Genomic DNA, 18,783 nt, shown 5'->3' with positions numbered 1-18,783 from the left:
TCTCGCTTCATTTTCTGATTCGTTTGGTCGATTCGCGCACGCACAGTTCCGGCAGCATCACTACCCGCTTTTTCCCTTTCTTTTCCCCTTTGATTTCCTCGATCAACAGGTCCATCACTTGCCGGCCCATATCGTGAAACGGCTGGGCGACCGTCGTTAGCGGCGGATTGGAGATAGCAGCGAGAATCGTGTTGTCGTAGCCGACCACTGAGACGTCATCGGGAATCGACAGCCCCAGCTCTCTCGCCGCCTGGATAATCCCAATCGCGACCAAATCATTGCCTGCGAAAATGGCGGTTGGCCGTTCAGCAGCCTGCAGCATTTTCAAGCCCATCTGTTTGCCGCCTTCTACAGACGACGGACCAAAAAGGACGTATTTTTCATCATATTCCAAACCATTTTCCTGCAAGGCGTGGCGGTAACCGCGCGTGCGCTCCCGGCCGACCTCCAGATCGAGCTGGATGGCGCCAATCTGCTGATGGCCCAGGTCGAGCAAATGCTGTGTCGCGTTGTAGCCGCCGATGAAATCATCCACGGTTACCGTATCGACGGACACAGTGGAGACGTCGCGGGCCAGTACGGCGATCGGAATTTTCAGATTCAGCAAGTCGCGGATCACGGCATCATTTTGAAATCCGGACGCAAGAATAAACCCGTCCACGCTCTTTTGCTTAAGCAGCGAGATGTACTTCGACTCCTTTTCCGGGCGATAGTCCGTGCTGCACATGACGATGCTGTAGCCCAGCTCGTGGCCCCGGTCCTCGATACTTCGCGCCAGCTCGGCAAAGAACGGGTTCGCCAGGTCGGGAATCAACAGGCCGATGGAGTAGGTCGACTTGCCCGTCAAGGCGGAAGCCACGAGGCTCGGCTGGTAATCCAGCTCCTTCATGACCTGCAATACTCTTTGGCGCGTCTTTTCCCCGATCCGCCCCGTGTTGTTGATGACCTTGGACACGGTTGCAATAGACACGTTCGCTTCCCTTGCCACATCATAAATGGTTTTTTTCATTGTAGTTTCCTTCCTTCCATCATAGTGATGGCGATCTATCTGACGTCCGGGATGAACTTCGTTTTCATTCCAAGTGATTAAGCGCTTTAAGCTTATATTTATTGTAAAGAACAAATAATCGCGAAGCAATAACCCATATCCACGCGCAGGGCAGCACGGAGGGGCACAGAGGGGACACGGGGCATCCCCGACCGCGTCACGGCTTCTGGTTGGGCCGCCGCCAATAAAAAAACGCGTAGCAGAAAACCGCTAGGCGTTTGACTTTTGCTTGCTTATACTTCTCTCTTTTTTCAGCCGCGTGGTCGAGTCGCGGACGATTCGTTTCGTATTCAGCACGATTCTGCTTTTGTATTGCTTTTCCCCTTTGATCTCGGCCACGATCAGGTCCATCACTTCGCGCCCCATGTTCTGAATCGGCTGGGCAATCGTCGTCAACTGCGGATCAATGATCGTCGCAATTACCGTATTGTCAAACCCTACGACCGAGATATCCTCCGGGACGCGCAGCTTTTTCTCGCGGATCGCCTCGATTGCCCCGATTGCCAGCAGGTCGTTACAGGCAAAAAAGGCAGTCGGCGGGTCCGGGGAGTTCAAATAATCGAGCGCGATTTTTTTGCCCCACGGGACGTTCGACTCCAGCGTAAACTGGCTGAAAGCGTACTCGCGAATCCCGCCATGATCTTCCAGCGCTTTGCGAAATCCGCGGATTCTTTCCCGGTTGCTCCAGACGTCGCGGGCGATAATCGCGATTTTTTGATGGCCCAGCTCGATCAGGTAGGAGGCCGCATCGTACCCGCCCTGAAAATCGTCAATGCACACCGCGTTCACATTGAAGGCTGGGACGTCGCGGGCGACGATGGCGACCGGATACTTTTCCGCGATCAGCTTTTCCACCTCCAAGGTGTTCTCGAAGCCCGAGGCCAAAATGAACCCGTCTACATTTTTTCGCTTCAACAGCTCGATATACTTCGCTTCTTTGTCGGGGTTGTAGTCCGTGCTGCAAATGACCAGGTTGTACCCTAGCTCATTCCCGCGGTCTTCGATGCTGCGCGCCAGCTCGGCGAAAAACAGGTTCGACAAATCCGGAATCAAAAGTCCGATGGTGTACGTATGCTTCCCGGTCAGTGCAGTAGCGATCACATTTTGCTGATAGTTCAGGCTGCCAATGACCTTCCATACTTTATTTTTCGTTTTCTCGCTGATTCGGCCGGTATTGTTGATGACTTTCGAGACAGTAGCAATCGACACCCCCGCTTTCTTTGCTACATCGTAAATGGTCGGCTTCATCTCTACCCTCTCTTTGTAAAGAAAAATCGGTCTTGAAACATGTTTGTGCCAAAAAGCGGCCGTCTACGCTTTTCCCGAGGAGCCAAACTCTCTCATCTTTCCTTTCACCGCGTCTTTGATCGCCTCTCGGGCAGGGCCCAAATATTTGCGCGGATCGTAGACGTTCGGGTTTTCGGCCAGCACTTTGCGAACGGCGGCTGCCGAGGCGATCTGGTTTTCCGTGTTGACGTTGATTTTCGCTGTGCCCAAAGAAATCGCTCGCCGAATATGCTGGGTAGGGATGCCCGTCCCTCCGTGCAGCACCAGCGGCAATCCGGTCAGCTTTTGCACTTCCTCCATACGGTCAAAGCCGAGCTTCGGCTCCCCTTTGTACGGTCCGTGCACAGACCCGAGCGCCGGGGCCAGGCAGTCCACTCCTGTTTCCTTCGCCAGCCTGTCGCACTCGGCCGGAATGGCGTACATCGCTTCGGCGTCATCGACCACGAGATCGTCTTCCTGCCCGCCGATTCGCCCGAGTTCCGCCTCTACGGATACTCCGAGCACATGAGCGACCTCGACGACCTTTTTCGTAATCGCGATGTTCTCCTCCAGCGGATGGTGCGAGCCGTCGATCATGACGGAAGTAAACCCGGCATGAATCGCTTCCACGCACTTTTCGAAGGAAGAGCCGTGGTCGAGATGAATGGCGACGTCAACCGTGATCTTGTACTCCTCGATCAACGACTTCACCAGGCCGACAATCAGCTTGAAGCCGCCCATGTAGCGAGCCGCGCCTTCACTGACTCCCAAAATAACCGGAGATTGTTCCTCCTCTGCCGCCTGCAAAATCGCTTGCGTAAACTCCAGATTGTTAATGTTGAACTGTCCGACTGCATACTTTTCTTGTACTGCCTTGTTCAGCATCGCTGTCATGGATACGAGTGGCATCTGAATCCTCCTATAGTAAAAAATGGTATTTTGTCGCTTGCTCGTTTTATTGTTCGTTGCAGCTCCTGCTTTTACGCCTGTGCCTTGGCTGCCGCGTGCATGCTCGCCAAAACCTCGACTACCCGATCGCCAACCTCGGAGGTCGAAGCTTTTCCGCCCATGTCGGGCGTCAGTACTGCGCCCTCGACCATCACCTGCTCGATCGCCTTCAAGACGCTGCCTGCCAGCTCTTCATAGCCGAAAAACTCCAGCATCTGACTGGCCGACCAGATCGCCGCCAACGGATTCGCGATCCCTTTTCCCGCAATGTCAGGCGCTGAGCCGTGAATCGGTTCGAACATGGAAGGATGCGTCCGCTCCGGATTGATATTCGCTCCAGCGGCCAAGCCCAAGCCTCCGGCGAGCGCTGCCCCCAAATCGGTTAAAATATCCCCGAACAGGTTGGAGGTGACGACTACCTGGAATCGTTCCGGCTGCTTAATCATCAGCATGCTGGCTGCATCTACGAGATACGAGTGCGTCGGGACATCCGGGTATTCGCTCGCTACCTCCGCAAACACCTGGTCCCAAAACACCATGGAGTAGTTCAGGGCGTTCCCTTTGCTGATGCTGGTCAGCGATTTGCCCGTTTTGCGCGCCGTTTCAAACGCGTAGCGAATGATCCGTTCCGTCCCTTTGCGCGAGAAAACGCTCGTTTGCAGCACGGTCTCGTTGTCTTTTCCCTTGAACAGCCAGTCCCCCGCTCCCGCATATTCGCCCTCGCTGTTTTCGCGGATGAACAGCATATCGACCTGTTCCTTCCCCGTGTTTTTCAGCGGGCACGGCGCTCCATCCAACAGCGTGATCGGGCGAATGTTCACGTACTGGTCAAACTCCTTGCGAATCTTCAAGAGCAAATCCCAGAGCGATATGTGGTCGGGAACGCCGGGAAAGCCGACTGCGCCCAGGTAAATGGCCTCAAACTGCCGCAACTGCTCGATGCCATCCTCTGCCATCATCCTTCCGTGCTGGAGGTAATACTCGCAGCCCCACGGAAAGTAATGAAAATCGAATCGAACATTTGTCAGCTCTACGACCTTTTCCAGCACCTTTACCCCTTCCTGGATCACTTCAGGGCCAATCCCGTCTCCCGGGATGACGGCAATTTTGTACAATTTCGTCATACGTTTCTCCTTTCGCAATCGCTTGCATTGTTGTTGGATTGTGGCGTTTATACACCCGTATTCATTACTAATCGCATCGAATAACAAGGAAATCTTTTTCGCGCTTCCGGCGTCCCCGCTGCGGACAGCATTCATAAAAAATAGCGAATTGACGCTAGATTAAGCGGTTACCCTAGTATTATAGTTTACGATCAATTCCGGTGTAAATGTATTTATCGAAAAAATGTGAGTATTTTAACGAAAGCAGGTTAAGCGGTTTCTTCGAGGGAGGGGGAGGCTTGCGTCTGGGCTTTCTCTGGATTTCATGAGTCCATTGGAGCGCTGGCGCGGAGTCAAGTCATGGGCGCAGCGTTTGTCTCCAAGGAGCACAAGTCTTGGTCCTTCATTTCAAGCCACACTATGCTGCTGCCCTGCAAAACAAAAAACGGAGGCACGAGGCCCCCGTCGAGGATGTTAGCTGAACCGTTGATGCGCGTTGTTTTGCATGAGAAAATCATTCATTTTGGCAGCCAGACCGCCGTGACCAAATCGCATCCGTCTCCCCTGCCTGTTCTGCTCGCGAGCGATGCGGAGAAACTCGATCAACAGCTTCCTTCTTTGCGTGATCTCCACGTACCCATGCTCGTAAAACCACGCATCCATCGTATTGAAAACGCCGCGATTGATGCCAAATTCCCGTTGCAGATGCTGCGCAAACGTCAAGTCCGGCAAATGCACAATGCTCGCTGCTGTCACAAGCCGATCATCGCCTCCTGTTCCGCTCTGCTTGTCCGCCCTTTTTGCCCGGACAGCCGAAACGCTGCCTTCACGCTGTTTACGTCGCGCTCGATCTGCTTTTGCAACTGAGTGAGATCGGAAAAGGCCATTTCCGGCCTGACGTAGAAATGTACGTCCACGTATACACACGCTCCGTAAAGGTCTCCGTCCCACTCAAACAAATGCACTTCATGGCTGATTGGCGCTCCATCGTGAAAAGTAGGTCTGCGGCCGACATTCATCACGCCCGCATGCGTCTGTCCGTTCCACAAAAGCGTCACCCCGTACACGCCATGCTCCAGCCTGGGATGCGGGGGAAGCAGAGACAGATTCGCGGTCGGGAAGCCGAGCGTTCTGCCTACTTGCTTGCCGCTCACCACCTGGCCGTGCAAAGTACAAATGGGCTGCTCCATCTTCTTCCCCTCTTTCCGTAGCGTATTGGTCGCTCCAATTGTCTTTGTTGCGGTTTGTGGCCGCGGTTTGTAGCCGCGGCGTTCCAAGCACACCTACCCGAAGCACGGACTCGCTTTGCCAGAACCCCCACACGCTGCATCGTCCTTTTCCGCTCGCTCAGTTTCCTTTGAGCGCCTTTTGCATGAACACGATCTCCTGCGCCAAAAGGGCGATTCGCTCCAAGACGTCCCGGTCGACTACTTCGTTATTCGCATTGAAATGGTCAGCATGCGCATAGACGTAGCCTGGAGCCGTGAATGCGCGAAAATAACCGGCAATCGGCTTCAGTTGATTTTCAATGACCAGGTAATGCTGGTACGTTCCGCCTGTCGCGACAAACCCCATCACTTTATGGCGCAGGGCAGAGACGGGAATCAGGTCAAACAAATTTTTCAGCGCTCCGGTGAGCGAGCCTTGGAAAATCGGTGTTCCGATGACATAACAATCCGCAGCCGTTACCAGCTCGATCACTTTTTTGGTGTCGCCCGTATAGGTCCCAGGGTCCCGGCCATCACAAAACTGCACCTGGTACTCGCTTAAATCCAGCAATTCCACCTCTATGCTGTCGTCCTGTTTTTTTACGTGGCGCAAAACCTCCTGGACGACAGCCGCCGTTTTCCTGCCTGTGACCGTCCCGGAAATTCCCAACAGCTTCATAATAAGCCCCTCCCTTCTGCTTAGCTGCAAACAGCGCAGCTCGTTTTTCGGCTACACCGTCTGCGGCTTTACATGCAGGCGAGGCAAAACTTCCTCGACCAGCAAGCGCATGGACTCTTTCCATATTTCCGGCGATTCGCTATAGTCGTAGCCCGTAATCAGCAAAGTCCCGAAACCGCCGACCGTGTCATACAGCTTTTGCAGCTTTTTCGCGACCGTTTCCGGCGATCCTACCAGCCAGTCGGTTTTGGCCATTAATTCGGCAGTTACCTCTTCGTCGGCAAGCGCCGGATCGGGCTTCAAGTTTTTGATGTCGCCCTGCTTTTTAAACAGCGGCAGCCATGACTCGTCAAAGAATCGACCCATCATGCCTCCCAACGCTCCGGCCATTGCTTCTTCATCCGTTTTCGCGACAAAGACGTCTTGCGTGATGCGCCAACTGCTTCTGTCCGCTTCTTTCCCTACAGAGCGCGCCCCTTCTTCCACCGCATTCCAGTGCGATTTGATATACTCGCTGTTCCAGCCGAGACTCATCGGGATAAATCCGCGTTCGCCCGCCATTTTCAATGTGGCTGAACCCGCGCTGAACCCTGTAATCCCGATAGGCGGATGCGGCTTTTGGAACGGCTTGATATGCGGTCCGAGAATCCCGTCATGCCGCGCCTTTGGCTGGTTGGCGCTGTAAAATTTCCCCCGGAACGAAAAGGACTCCTCGTCTGACCACAATCTCTGCATCAGCTCCCACGCTTCCATCATCATTTCCCGGTTTATTTTTCCGTCGACAGCAAACAGCTCCCAGTCTGTTTGGGTTCCGCCTGCCCCGATCCCGAGCATCAAGCGGCCTTGGGCGAGATGGTCGAGATAGGCGACGCGATGCGCCAACTCCACCGGATGATGATAGGGCAGCAAATGGGCACCGGGCGCCAGCTTGATTTGCTTTGTCCGCAACAGCGCCTGCGCGATGATTAAATCCGGGGATGGAATCGGCTCCCACGGCGCGGTAAAATGCTCCCCGATCCACACTTCGCTATACCCCAATTTGTCGGCATATTCAATCATTTCCAGATCCCACTGGGTCGCATCGTACAAAGATCGCTCCGGCGGATGCTGCGGCATCAAAAACATTCCGATATTCAATTTCGTCATAATAATCCCTCCATTTATGAAGAAAAATGCTCGTTTCTCAATCAGTGCACATTTACGCGCACTTTTTGTTCGGTTTGGCAAGAGGTTTTGGCCGCATGGGCGATTTCCTGCGCGATCAATCCGTCGTTGATGCCGACAGCAGGCTTGGCATCGCGGTGCAAGCACTCGATAAAATGCTCCAGCTCGCGCAAGTAAGCGGTCTCAAACCGTTCCATAAAAAACGGAATAATGTCAAAGCTGCCCTGATTCGGCCCGAGAAGCGTCACGTTATGATTGCGCAAGCCGGCGATGACCAATGTCCCTTCCGTCCCGATCACTTCCGCGCGAATGTCGTAGCCGTATTTGGCATTTCGGTACCCTTCCACATCGCCTGCGGCCCCATCGGCAAACCGCAAATACGTTAACGCCTGGTCCACATCGTCATACTTGGCCACGATCGGCGAAGCCAGGACCGATCCCATCGCATTCACTTCCACGATCTCCTGGCCCATCAAAAAGCGGGCGATATCAAAGTCGTGGATGTTCAAATCGGTAAAAATGCCGCCGCATGTCGCCACGTACTCTTCATGCGCGACAAATGGGTCCCGCGTAACGCCTTTGAAATAGAGCGGCGTCCCGATATCTCCTGCCGCAATTCTGTCTCTGGCATGCGCGTAAGCCGGATCAAACCGCCGCATAAACCCAAGCTGGCACGTAATCCCTGCTTCCTCAATCACGCTCGCCGTTCTTCTCGCGACCTGAATCTCTGTCGAAATCGGCTTTTCCAAAAACAGCGCTTTTCCCGACCGGGCCACCTTCCGAGCCAGCTCGGCATGCGTGCTGGTTGGCGTCACAACGATGATGGCGTCAATGTCATCGCGCGCTATGATCGCATCCGGCTCTGTGGACCAGTATTTCACCTCATGCTCCCGGGCGAATGTTTCCGCTACGCCCGGCATCACATCGGAGACAGCTACGAGCTGCGCTCCTTTTATCTTCCCTGCAATATTTTCGGCATGAATTTTGCCCAATCTCCCCAACCCCAAAACGGCACATCGCACTTTCCGATCCACGACACTCGAACCCCTTTCCTAAAATGGCAATTGAACACCGCATTTGCACATGCGCGAGTTGAACACGTAGTTTCCCAGATGCGTACGGGTATGGCTTCGCGGCGTGCGCTGGTAAAGCAGCAAGGTAACAAACAAAAGAAACAAAACACTTCATTTAGTTAACAGATTTTCGTTACCCCCTTTTGTTTCCTCGCTTTTTGCTTGGTAGCGCACTGTAAAAAGTGGGCTGTTCCATTTGTACCTCAGTATAAACCCTCTGTTTTATCAATTCAACAAGAAAGTTAATTAATTTTCTGAATAATTTTTCGTGAGTTTAGTTAAGGTAACAAACTTAATTTTGTTACCTTAAATTTCGCTGTTTTACCTTTAAGTTTCCCTCTTCGCTATGGTATAGTTTACATAGAGCGGTTGTGGCTCACGCAGTTTTTCGCGGGGCGGCGTTGGGCTGGGCTTATCACCTGAAAAAACAATCCGCTCGCCCGCAAACACCCGAAGCCATCCGGCAAACACGTGTTGCGCCAGCGCAAAACACGGCGTTTCCGCTGGGGATGGATCATCTGTCCGCTTATTTGCTTAAAAATTGGGGGTACATGCATGAAACCGACGATATACGATGTGGCAAAAGAAGCGGGAGTATCGACTGCTACCGTATCGAAAGTCATCAATAATACCGGGAAAATTGGCGACAAGACCAAAGAAAAGGTGCTGCGCGTGATGGAGCAGTTGAACTACCAGCCCAAGACGGTGGCTTCCGCGCCGCGCGGGAAGCTCTCCCACTCGATCGGCTTGTTGATTCCGGACTTGGCGAACCCGTTCTTCGCTGAATTTGCCCGAAGCATCGAAGACTGTGGCCGCGAATTAGGCTACAGCATCCTGATTTGCAGCACGGACTTCCAAAAAGCGAATGAACTCAAGCACAGCGCTTTTTTGATCGACAAAAAGGTCGATGGAATCATCATCATTTCCGGCTCGCAGGACGAGTCGTTTATTAAAGAGTTGCTCGACAAGCAAATTCCTACTGTAATTGTGAACAAAGAACTGACGACACCGCTGCCGATCGACAGCGTCTCGGTCGACGATTTTATCGGCGGCTACGAGGCCACGAAGCATTTGCTGGAGCTTGGGCACCGCCGGATCTGTACGATTCAACTGGGGGAGCTGCTGCTGGGGAAAGAACGGCTGCGCGGCTACAAGCACGCGCTCGAGGAATTTGAGGTGAAATACGAGAAAACCTTGACCTTTTTCAGCTCTCCGAATGCCACAATCGAGGAGAGCAAGCAAATTTCGCTGGAGATTCTTTCCGCCCCCCAGCGCCCGACTGCTATTTTCGCCGGAAACGACATTCTGGCGCTCGGCGTCATCCACGCAGCTATGGAGCTGGGGCTGTCTATTCCGGATGACCTGTCCGTCATCGGCTTCGACAACACTGTGCTCAGCGCCATGTCCAACCCGCCATTGACGACCATGGCGCAATCCATTCAAGACATGGGGCGTCTCTCTATTAACCTGCTGCTAGAGGAAATCAAAGGGATGCAGCGCAACAAACAAAAAATCCAGCTTCGGCCGGAGCTGGTTGTCAGGAGGTCGACGAGGGAGTTGGTGCGTTGAAGGCGGGTGGGATAGGTTGGGTTGCGGGGTTGCTCGGCTGAAAAGCTGATGGCTTGTCGGTTGAGGTAGTGATGGGCCAACGGTAGCTGATTGGCCTATCACCTGCACCTTTCAATCTACCCCGCTACCGACCTCGGCGCAGAAAAGCAGCTTCCTGAGAATGGCGCGGTGTTTTTTGGTTCAATCCTGTCTTGGGTCGGCGCTGTTGCGACAAAGCTGAAGCTCCCACGTCTCCCCAATTAACTTATTTGAGACTCCCACGGCTAAAGCCGCAAGCCTTCCACCTTGCGGTGTACGGGTGGGATTCTTGAATGACTAAGCGTTCGCAGTCCATTTCTGTTTTGAACAGCCTTCAAGATGAGGGCATCTCATTGCCCCTCCTAAGACAGTGCATATAGCATCTTAGGCTGATTGACTGTTACCATCAATCACAGGTGCATATCGAATGTTCATAGCACCGACTAAATCACGATGTTTTTCGAATCCACATTTGCATTTATACTTACGGTCTTGTGCCTTATTCTTCTAAGAGCATTTAGGGCATGTCTGACTTGTGTATGCAGGATTCACATGCTCAACTCTAATACCAACTAAATTCGCTTTATATTCAATGAACTGACACAGGCGATAAAATGACCAAGTATGCAGATTCTTTTCGTTTATACGGCTTGTTCTTGCCGTCTGTCTAATATTCGCCAGTTGCTCCAAGCGAATGACAGAAATTTTATTGTCTTTTGCAAAATTTACGATAGCACGACTAACCTTATGGTCTTAGTCTTTCATCCAACGTTGTTCTTTACCTTTTGAACTACGAATCGCATTTACCCTTTTCTTTTTGCCTAATGCTTTGCGTTCAGAACGAAACTTACGCTTCATGTACTTATTTTGTCTGCCACTCCCAAAGAAACGTACCTTTTCATCATCTGTTACAACAACGGCAGGAACTTTTAATCCCAAATCAACCCCCATGACTTTTACTCCTGTTCCTTCCATAGTAGGTATCGTGACAGAAATTTGGGCAATCCATTTATTTGCTTTCTGTGTGATTCGAAGCGTACCTAATTTGTGTTTTAGCAAAGCAAAGCTACGGTTGTCTTTATCAACTAACAAAGCACGGATAGGTGTTTTAGTTACCTTGCCGTCAATCATAATCGGCATGGAAATGTGCGTGAAATCAAACGAATAGTTTTGATTGTTCCAAATGCAGACAGGTTTTTTCAAAACAGGAACAGTAGTGAATTTGCTTTTCTTCACTTTCTTAAACACACTTGTAGCGTCCTTGATAGCTTGATTTTTAACGGCACTAGGCAAAGAAGCAGAAATATCCTTACTCGACTTCTTTGTGCTTTTCTTTCCAGCAACCATTTCGGAAACGAGAGTATTGATAGTGGAGAGGTACGTTTGACTCATCTCACGCAAAATAGAAGCCTGTTCTTCTGTTGGAAGCAATTTCACTTTGACTGTGATGGTCTGCGACATGACTTTCACCCCCTTGTTTTCTGTTCTTCGACATATCTAACAAGATAAGGGGGTATGACTCAAATCCAATTTTGGGGCTTAAAAGTCTGAGAAGTCACTCCTTTTATTTTTGCCATCATATCCGCAGGGCTTAATGATGGGAGTGCGTTGAGGAACATATGCGTATGGTCTTTGTGGCATTCAAGAGCAACAATCACAATTTGCAGTTCCTCACATCCTTCATGTACCAACTCTTTGAAGCGTTGTTCTAGATCTGCTTGCAGAAAAATCTTTGTTCTGTACCGAGGGCAGAACACAAAATGGTAGTTTAATAATGAAAGGGTTGTGCTTGTTCTTCTGTATTCGTTCATACACCTATTGTATCAGTTTTCTTTATATACTACAACATATGAACAACAAAAAAGAGTGGAATTTTCAAATACTTGAAGTACCACAAACCTTCGATTTATTCGTGGTACTCCGTATTTGACCTCACTCTCATCCCGCCCCTAAAGGGGGTGCTATCGCACCGTAGCGGGCTTTCTCGTTCGGAAAATCTGTAAAGAGGCCCTCCACTCTATCTGTAGTCTTATTTGTGCTGACATCGCCCGAAAACAGTTCGTGCAACGGATGTTCCGCGAATTTGTTATTGTAAAAAAGAAACGAAACAACTTATCCAAAAACTATTATCCGCATGCAAAAACACCGCTAAACCAAGCGGACAGGCTGTCGAGAAAGTCGACAGCCTGTCCGTAGATTCAAGGTATGTTGCTCTGCCCTATCCGAGCGCATGAGCCTATATGAGCCTATGCTCTATTCACGGTGACATTGAGATCGCCAATTCTAGCAGGTTCTTTTTTCGTGCTCTCCGTATTTATGCCGCTATTTCGCCTATCGCTTTACAAGCACCCAGACGATTTCGCATTCTTCGCTCCCGTCGTTGTATGCCCAGTGGGCCTCACCAGCAGGAATAAGAGACGCATCATTTGCTGACATACGATATTCTCGCTCTTTAGTACCGGCAAGAATCGTTCCTTTTACGACGATTGAATACTCGTCCTGCTCATGGCTCCCCAAACCGCTTAAAGGAATACGCGCACCAGGCGGAACGACGACGACACCAAAAGTAGCTTTTCCGTTCTCTACCTGGTTTTCGGTAAACAAGGTTTTCAGGGTTACACCTGGACGATCTTCCGGCTGAATCGCATTGGCATTTACAATGAGCATTGCTGTTCCTCCTGTTCAAAAGACTGACGCTGTGGTGTCACCCCTTCTACACGATACGTTGCCTTGTCCAGCTCTACTCCGTACAAGTCTCTTGCTTGTTCTACGGAAATATAGCCATTTTTGGCATCTAGGACGACCTTCTCTATCGGACGTTCCAGCGGATTGCCATATCCTCCACCTGTTGCGGTAACAAGGCGCACGACATCTCCTTTATTAAGCGGAAAGCGTGCATATTTGCCAAATGGACCAGCCACTTCGCCATTTGCTTTGACGATCTCAAATTCATTGCGGGAGCCGTCATGCCCCCCGTTAAAGCCCCATGGCAAATATTTGTGACGGCCAAAGGTTGCCGTGATCGTCTGACCATCAGACATCGCGCGGTACGAACGGATAGCTCCTGAGCCGCCGCGATATTTACCGGCACCAGCACCATCCGTACGCAGGCTGTACTCCTCGACCATGATGCCATAACGTGTCTCGGCTACTTCGACCGGCACGTTGTACGTTTCCCCATCGCCGATGCAAAACTGTCCGGCCATCCCGTCCAGTCCGTCTCCTGCCCCCCATCCTCCGACTGAAGGTTCAACCACAAGGAACGGTTCGTGCGTATCCGGATGGATGCCGGATAGCACCACCCCGCACACCGAAAGCAGATGCCCCGCATTCAACCGATGGGGAACGACCGGTGCAAGTGCCTTCCAGACGAGATCCGCTCCATACATCATGGTTTCCCAGTAGGTTGATACGGCTGCCGGGCGTTCCGCAGAAAAAATGGAGCGGTCATCTACAAGGATGTGGAGCGGCCGGAAAACGCCATCGTTTACATCCTGAGACGGGTTCGTCACCGCAAGGAAAATAACGCGAACGGCGGAAACCAAGGCGGTATAGGAGCAATTGACTGGCCCCAACACCTGCGGATGACTACCGCGGAAATCACAAATAAACTCGTCATCGGTAATGGTGACCTTCACCTGTACCTTGAATGGACCGTTTCCAACTCCGTCATCATCAATAAAATCTATGGCTTCATACGTGCCCTTCGGCAGCTTGGCAATTTCCTTTACTGCCAACTGTTCGCCATGTCTTAACAAATGGTCAATGGCATCCTTCACTACCGCTTTTCCATGCTTATCGCACAATTCGCGAAAGCGCTTCTCCCCTGTTCGCAATGCTGCAACCTGCGCCCACATATCGCCAAGCGAGAGATCAGGGAAACGGACATTTGCTGCAATGATATCAACCAACGGCTGATTCAGCTTGCCTTCTTCAAATAGCTTGACGCAAGGAAATTGCAAACCTTCCTGGAAAATCTCCGTAGAGTCGGTCGTCCAGGAACCCGGGTCTTTTCCGCCTACTTCGGTCCAGTGGGCCTTATTGGCCGAGAAGGCAATCAGCTCGCCCTCGTAAAAGATTGGCAGCAAAAGACCTACATCAGACAAGTGGGAACCTCCTCCACCGTAAGGATCATTAATGATGATGATATCCCCCGGCTTTAGCTCCCCATTGGCGGAAAACTTTTTCAAGGTTTCCTTCACCATAAAGGTCAGCATCCCGATAAATCCGGTTACACCGTTGCCTTGAGTCAGAAGTTGACCTTTTGCATCTGTCAAGCCGCTGGCGAAGTCGAGCACCTCGTAAATAATCGGACTCATCGACGTGCGCGCCAATGTATGAAACATTTCTTCCCCAATGGCGATCAGGGAATCTTTCACAATCTCAAGCGTAAACTGGTCATGTTTCAACGTTGTCTCACTCATCTGACTACACCCCCGTAGTAATGATTAGATTGCCATATTCATCAACAATGAGATGCTGTCCAGGATAAATGACCGTTGAAGAAGAGGTTTCCTCGACAATTGCCGGACCCTTCACCGCGCTTCCGGCATTCAGTAGCTCGCGATCGTAGACTGTCGTGTCAATCCATCCATACTCTTCGAACAGAACCGGACGCACTTCCTTGCGCGCTTCCTCGCTATTGTCCCCTTGTCTTCCCAGACTGGCTATCCGTGGTTTTTGCACTGTGCCGAACGCCGTTAGATGGAGGTTTACAATCTCCGTCGGTGCATGCTCCAGTTTGAACGTGTAATGCTGCTCGTGCAGGTCATGGAAGCGATCAATCACTTCCTCAATCGCTTTTGCATCCATCAGTCCATTTGGCACGGGAACCTTTACAGCATGCTCCTGTCCGACGTAACGGATGTCCGCATATCGTACAAACAGTACCTGATCCGCTGCAATTCCTTCGCGCTCGTATTGGTCAATCGCTTCTTTTTCCAGTTGGTTCCATTCACGATTCAGTTCTTCCTGATTCAGTCCGTTCATTCGGCGAATATAAGTCTGGATGTAGTCATGCCGCAAGTCAGTCATCAGCATGCCCCATGCAGAGAAGACCGAAGACGCAATCGGGATGATAACTTTTTTCACACCCAATTCCTTGGCCAATGCCAGCGCATGCATCGGTCCTCCCCCTCCGAATGCAACCAGGGAAAACTCTCGCGGGTCGTAACCCTTGCGGATGGAAATGAGCTTCAACGCATTCAGCATGTTAGAGTTGGCGATGCGGATAATTCCCAGCGCCGCCTCTTCCACGGAGATGCCGAAGTGTTTTGCGATCTTTTCGTGGATCGCTTGCTTGACCGCTTCCATATTTACCTCGTTTTGAAAATTGGCAGGCGATAACCGCCCTGTAACCAAATTGGCATCGGTTGTAGTCGGACTTTCACCGCCACGTCCATAGGCGACCGGCCCTGGCAACGCTCCGGCCGACTGTGGCCCCACCTTTAATGAGCCGGCACCGTCGATCCAGGCAATGGAACCTCCGCCATTCCCGATCTCCACGATGTCAACCACGGGTACTTTAATCGGATATCCAGCATTTCGTTCATCTTTCTCAATCCGGTATTCCGTCGTAACCTTTACTTCCCCCTTGTCGATCAGGGAGCATTTGGCCGTCGTTCCTCCGATATCAAAAGCAATGATGTTTTCTTCCCCAAGAATTTGCCCCAAGATGGCTGAGCCAAAAATCCCGGCTACTGGCCCCGACTCGACCATGTTGATCGGCGTTTCTTTTGACTGCTCAAAAGTAGTCGTGCCAGAGTTGGACTGCATGATATATTTATTGCCATCAAGCCCGATGTCGTGAAGATGGTTACTCAATTTGTCGATGTAGGACTTGGCAATCGGCTTGACATAAGAGTTCAGCACTGCCGTACTGGTCCGCTCGTACTCGCGCCATTCCTTGGTCACCTCATGGGAAGCCGTCACTGCTACCTCCGGCCAAATTTCCCTGATCGCTTCCACCGCCAGCTTTTCATGAATGGGGTTGGCGTAGGCATGCAGAAATGACACCGCAATAGCCTCGACTCCCTCCGCCCGCAGTTGCTCGACAGTGGCCTTCACCTCTTCCACCGCCAATTCGGTCATGACTTCCCCCTTATAGTTGATCCGCTCGCTGACCTCCTTCCTCAGAAAGCGCGCGACAAACGGGGTCGGCTTCTGATAGCGAACATTGAACAAATCGGGACGGTTGCCTCGGGCGATTCCCAGCACATCGCGGAACCCTTTTGTCGTGATTAACCCGGTCTTTACTCCCTTGCGCTCCGTCAATGCGTTGATAATTACCGTCGTTCCGTGGATAAAAGTCGCGATTTCCAAAGGATCAATCCCAGCCTTTTGAATCACTTGGATAACCCCTTGCTCAAAATGGGGCGGTGTTGTATCGCTTTTAGCGGTACCGATTTTACCGTTCTCATCTAAGTACACCAGGTCAGTAAACGTTCCTCCAATATCTGTAGCTACACGCATAGGAACCACCCTTCTAGGAGTAATGGACTGTTACAGCATTAATGCAAAATCTCGCCTTCCGTTTCCTTCAGGAAAAGCGAAGCCACAAATGTAACGACAAGAAAAGCGGAGATAAAGGAAACCGTAGTCAAAAAGCTGCTGTTGATCGCCAGCATAGCTCCGATTACACTTGGCGCAATCGCGTTGGCTACCCGTTGGCCGGTCATCCCTACAGAATAGCTGACACCGCGGACCTCTGTCGGATACAGCTCAGCCATCCATGTATCCCATACTCCCCACGCCCCCAAACTGAAGAACGAAAGGGCAAAATTCCAGATATACATTTCCTGCAAGGTATTTGCGTTGGCAAAGCCAAACCCGCTGATCGCTGCAAAAAAGACGAACAGCGCCATTACCTTTTTGCGTCCATATTTGCCCGTCAAATACGAAGAGACCATGTAACCGGGAAACATGAAGAGGGCAGATATTGCCATAAAGCCCATTCCTTCCGGCGCACTCAATCCTTTTTTTGCCAAAAGTGCCGGCATCCAGGAGGACAGTCCCCAATATCCCCAGGAAAAACTAAAGTTGATGAGGAGCTGCAAAATTGTCGAACGCCGGAATTGCCCTCTAAAAATCTCCAGGAAAGAACCTGTTTTCACATTCTCCACAGCAAGCTCGACGCTGTTAATCTCTCTTTGCATCGTGCCTTTGGAAAGTTTGTCAATAACCTCCTTCGCCTCCGAATGGCGACCTTTTCCGGCCAACCAGTACGGCGACTCAGGCACAAACGCCGCGATTGCCAGGAACCACAAACCGGCAAGCGAGCTGACGCCAATAATCCAGCGCCAGCCAAGCTCCATAAAGAGGTAGGTCGTGCCAATGGCAAGCAAATAGCCCACAGGCCATCCAGAAGCCAGATACACCGCGGCCTTCCCACGCACCTTCATGGGGAGCAGCTCCTCGAAGTAGGGGAACGTTGCCACCAACACCCCAGAGAGCGCCACACCGGACAAGAAGCGGGTCCACCAAAGCATTTCGTAGGTGAGTGAGAATGCGCTAATAAGCGAAATGATTCCATAAAGCCCAAAACTGAAAATCATTGATTGCTTGCGGCCGATTTTATCAACGAGCTTTCCCCATAGCAGGCATCCCGGGATCATCCCAAGATAAATGGAGCCGATGAGCGATCCGATTTGAGTGCCGTCCAGTTGAAACTCGCCGCCAATTGAAGCACTTGCCAGAATGACAATCATCATTTCCCACGATTCAATCACAAAGGAGAAAAAAAGCACCAATCCCGCTTGCCAATGCTGACTGGTAACCGGCATGTTTTCAAACAGCGCTCCAACGGGTACTGATCGCTTTTGCAGTACCTCCACTCCGCTTTCTGCTCTCATAATGGCCCCCCCTTATCTCTTCTCACAGCCGCTAACTCGTTTTTTAAAACAGCTTCCAGCAGGCCACTTCTTCATCAGGCGGCGATTGGTAGCCATCCAGCTTGCTGTGGCTCCAACCGAATTTTTGGTTGAGCTCTATCAAAAATTCGGCGTATTTAAAAGGTGCAAGGCTTGCATCAATAACCGGAACACCCAGTTCCTCCTGAATTTCCCGATAAAAGCCAAATTCAATAGTGCATCCCAGCACAAGCACATTGGCTCCATCCTTCTCGACAGCCTCTCGCGCTGCCTCACGCATTCGCTGCATGGTCACCTGATGATCTTTCTGAAAATCGTGCACGCCCATATCGAGTGACTTGAAAGAAGCCAATTTGTCGGCAAAGCCATATTTATGGACGTTTTCTCTCATCTCGGGTATCCACTTGCGCCGCCCGACAATGATCGAGATACTCTCTCCCAATGTCGACGCAATATGCAAGCTGGCTTCAGCCGGAGCCGTGACGACCATTTTTTTCGAAATCTCTCGAGCCGCCCTCAAGACAGGATCATAGAAGCAGCCGATAATTGCCGCATCGTAGCCTTCTTCTTCGGCTCTTTTAATCACGCGGAGGATTTCGGGCATCAGCATCACTTCGTAGCAGTTGTACTCCAGATGAGTCGGTCCAGGCCCCGGGGTCAAGGAAACCACATCCACAATCGTCCCCGCCTGCTTGATCCTGTCAAACTCGCTCTTGAAAATGGTGTCGAACAAATCAGTAGTGACCGGATTGATCCACAAAATTCTTTTATCCATGTGAATGCCCCCTCATCGGTTTTGGTTTTTCCCAATCTTGTGTGTCCATCATGCAGCCCACAGC

Annotated in this window: 15 protein-coding genes and 2 pseudogenes; 1 reads left to right on the top strand and 16 read right to left on the bottom strand. The window is 51.3% G+C overall.

Annotated elements, in window-relative coordinates:
- Positions 1-7 precede the first annotated feature (7 nt).
- From M655_RS03720 to iolG, 9 genes are all read right to left on the bottom strand, one after another.
- Positions 8-1,009, bottom strand: coding sequence for a LacI family DNA-binding transcriptional regulator (locus tag M655_RS03720; RefSeq protein WP_007785962.1), 1,002 nt, complete (start codon positions 1,007-1,009; stop codon positions 8-10).
- A gap of 249 nt (positions 1,010-1,258) precedes the next feature.
- Positions 1,259-2,296, bottom strand: a complete 1,038-nt coding sequence (locus M655_RS03715; protein ID WP_007785961.1) for a LacI family DNA-binding transcriptional regulator — start codon at positions 2,294-2,296, stop codon at positions 1,259-1,261.
- Positions 2,297-2,359: 63 nt separating this feature from the next.
- On the bottom strand, positions 2,360-3,223 hold the full coding sequence (gene fba / locus M655_RS03710) for a class II fructose-1,6-bisphosphate aldolase (protein WP_007785959.1): 864 nt from the start codon (positions 3,221-3,223) through the stop codon (positions 2,360-2,362).
- Positions 3,224-3,294: 71 nt separating this feature from the next.
- The gene (locus tag M655_RS03705) at positions 3,295-4,386 is read right to left on the bottom strand and encodes a tartrate dehydrogenase (RefSeq protein WP_026558080.1); all 1,092 of its coding nucleotides are present in this window, start codon (positions 4,384-4,386) and stop codon (positions 3,295-3,297) included.
- A 453-nt stretch (positions 4,387-4,839) separates the two neighbouring features.
- Positions 4,840-5,121, bottom strand: a complete 282-nt coding sequence (locus tag M655_RS03700; protein WP_007785955.1) for a hypothetical protein — start codon at positions 5,119-5,121, stop codon at positions 4,840-4,842.
- Positions 5,118-5,555: a riboflavin kinase gene (locus M655_RS03695; RefSeq protein WP_026558081.1), complete on the bottom strand. Its 438-nt coding sequence runs from the start codon at positions 5,553-5,555 to the stop codon at positions 5,118-5,120. Before M655_RS03695 ends, M655_RS03700 begins: the two co-directional genes overlap by 4 nt.
- A gap of 157 nt (positions 5,556-5,712) precedes the next feature.
- Positions 5,713-6,252: an NADPH-dependent FMN reductase gene (locus tag M655_RS03690; RefSeq protein WP_026558082.1), complete on the bottom strand. Its 540-nt coding sequence runs from the start codon at positions 6,250-6,252 to the stop codon at positions 5,713-5,715.
- Between the two features lie 51 nt (positions 6,253-6,303).
- On the bottom strand, positions 6,304-7,398 hold the full coding sequence (locus tag M655_RS03685; protein ID WP_007785949.1) for an LLM class flavin-dependent oxidoreductase: 1,095 nt from the start codon (positions 7,396-7,398) through the stop codon (positions 6,304-6,306).
- Between the two features lie 41 nt (positions 7,399-7,439).
- On the bottom strand, positions 7,440-8,450 hold the full coding sequence (gene iolG / locus M655_RS03680; RefSeq protein ID WP_026558083.1) for an inositol 2-dehydrogenase: 1,011 nt from the start codon (positions 8,448-8,450) through the stop codon (positions 7,440-7,442).
- A gap of 594 nt (positions 8,451-9,044) precedes the next feature.
- On the opposite strand from iolG, the gene M655_RS03675 reads away from it, so the two are divergent.
- Positions 9,045-10,058 carry a LacI family DNA-binding transcriptional regulator gene (locus M655_RS03675; RefSeq protein ID WP_026558084.1) on the top strand — a complete coding sequence of 338 codons (1,014 nt, stop codon included), beginning with the start codon at positions 9,045-9,047 and terminating at the stop codon, positions 10,056-10,058.
- A 402-nt stretch (positions 10,059-10,460) separates the two neighbouring features.
- Here M655_RS03675 and M655_RS03670 read toward each other — a convergent pair.
- The 7 genes and pseudogenes from M655_RS03670 to M655_RS03640 all read right to left on the bottom strand — a co-directional run bounded on the left by M655_RS03670 (position 10,461) and on the right by M655_RS03640 (position 18,719).
- Positions 10,461-11,537 (bottom strand): annotated as a pseudogene (locus tag M655_RS03670) (RNA-guided endonuclease TnpB family protein).
- Positions 11,538-11,608: 71 nt separating this feature from the next.
- Positions 11,609-11,887, bottom strand: a pseudogene (tnpA, locus tag M655_RS03665) (IS200/IS605 family transposase); the annotation flags it as partial.
- 520 nt (positions 11,888-12,407) lie between these two features.
- On the bottom strand, positions 12,408-12,743 hold the full coding sequence (locus tag M655_RS03660; protein ID WP_007786494.1) for a cupin domain-containing protein: 336 nt from the start codon (positions 12,741-12,743) through the stop codon (positions 12,408-12,410).
- Positions 12,731-14,500: a hydantoinase B/oxoprolinase family protein gene (locus tag M655_RS03655; protein WP_007786492.1), complete on the bottom strand. Its 1,770-nt coding sequence runs from the start codon at positions 14,498-14,500 to the stop codon at positions 12,731-12,733. The genes M655_RS03660 and M655_RS03655 overlap by 13 nt, the downstream gene beginning before the upstream one ends.
- Before the next feature lie 4 nt (positions 14,501-14,504).
- Complete coding sequence (locus tag M655_RS03650; protein WP_026558085.1) at positions 14,505-16,547, bottom strand: hydantoinase/oxoprolinase family protein; 2,043 nt, start codon at positions 16,545-16,547, stop codon at positions 14,505-14,507.
- Positions 16,548-16,585: 38 nt separating this feature from the next.
- Positions 16,586-17,926, bottom strand: a complete 1,341-nt coding sequence (locus tag M655_RS03645) for an MFS transporter (RefSeq protein WP_026558086.1) — start codon at positions 17,924-17,926, stop codon at positions 16,586-16,588.
- A gap of 43 nt (positions 17,927-17,969) precedes the next feature.
- Positions 17,970-18,719, bottom strand: coding sequence for an aspartate/glutamate racemase family protein (locus M655_RS03640; protein WP_007786486.1), 750 nt, complete (start codon positions 18,717-18,719; stop codon positions 17,970-17,972).
- Positions 18,720-18,783 lie beyond the last annotated feature (64 nt).

The sequence above is a fragment of the Brevibacillus sp. NSP2.1 genome (genome assembly GCF_000470975.2).
Lineage (GTDB): Bacteria > Bacillota > Bacilli > Brevibacillales > Brevibacillaceae > Brevibacillus > Brevibacillus agri.
This window is presented reverse-complemented; position numbering and strand designations above follow the sequence as displayed.

Excerpts from the sequence above, each read along its gene's own strand:
- M655_RS03720 (WP_007785962.1), bottom strand. The coding sequence starts at position 1,009 with ATGAAAAAAACCATTTATGATGTGGCAAGGGAAGCGAACGTGTCTATT.
- M655_RS03715 (WP_007785961.1), bottom strand. The coding sequence starts at position 2,296 with ATGAAGCCGACCATTTACGATGTAGCAAAGAAAGCGGGGGTGTCGATT.
- fba (WP_007785959.1), bottom strand. The coding sequence starts at position 3,223 with ATGCCACTCGTATCCATGACAGCGATGCTGAACAAGGCAGTACAAGAA.
- M655_RS03705 (WP_026558080.1), bottom strand. The coding sequence starts at position 4,386 with ATGACGAAATTGTACAAAATTGCCGTCATCCCGGGAGACGGGATTGGC.
- M655_RS03695 (WP_026558081.1), bottom strand. The coding sequence starts at position 5,555 with ATGGAGCAGCCCATTTGTACTTTGCACGGCCAGGTGGTGAGCGGCAAG.
- M655_RS03690 (WP_026558082.1), bottom strand. The coding sequence starts at position 6,252 with ATGAAGCTGTTGGGAATTTCCGGGACGGTCACAGGCAGGAAAACGGCG.
- M655_RS03685 (WP_007785949.1), bottom strand. The coding sequence starts at position 7,398 with ATGACGAAATTGAATATCGGAATGTTTTTGATGCCGCAGCATCCGCCG.
- M655_RS03675 (WP_026558084.1), top strand. The coding sequence starts at position 9,045 with ATGAAACCGACGATATACGATGTGGCAAAAGAAGCGGGAGTATCGACT.
- M655_RS03660 (WP_007786494.1), bottom strand. The coding sequence starts at position 12,743 with ATGCTCATTGTAAATGCCAATGCGATTCAGCCGGAAGATCGTCCAGGT.
- M655_RS03655 (WP_007786492.1), bottom strand. The coding sequence starts at position 14,500 with ATGAGTGAGACAACGTTGAAACATGACCAGTTTACGCTTGAGATTGTG.
- M655_RS03650 (WP_026558085.1), bottom strand. The coding sequence starts at position 16,547 with ATGCGTGTAGCTACAGATATTGGAGGAACGTTTACTGACCTGGTGTAC.
- M655_RS03645 (WP_026558086.1), bottom strand. The coding sequence starts at position 17,926 with ATGAGAGCAGAAAGCGGAGTGGAGGTACTGCAAAAGCGATCAGTACCC.
- M655_RS03640 (WP_007786486.1), bottom strand. The coding sequence starts at position 18,719 with ATGGATAAAAGAATTTTGTGGATCAATCCGGTCACTACTGATTTGTTC.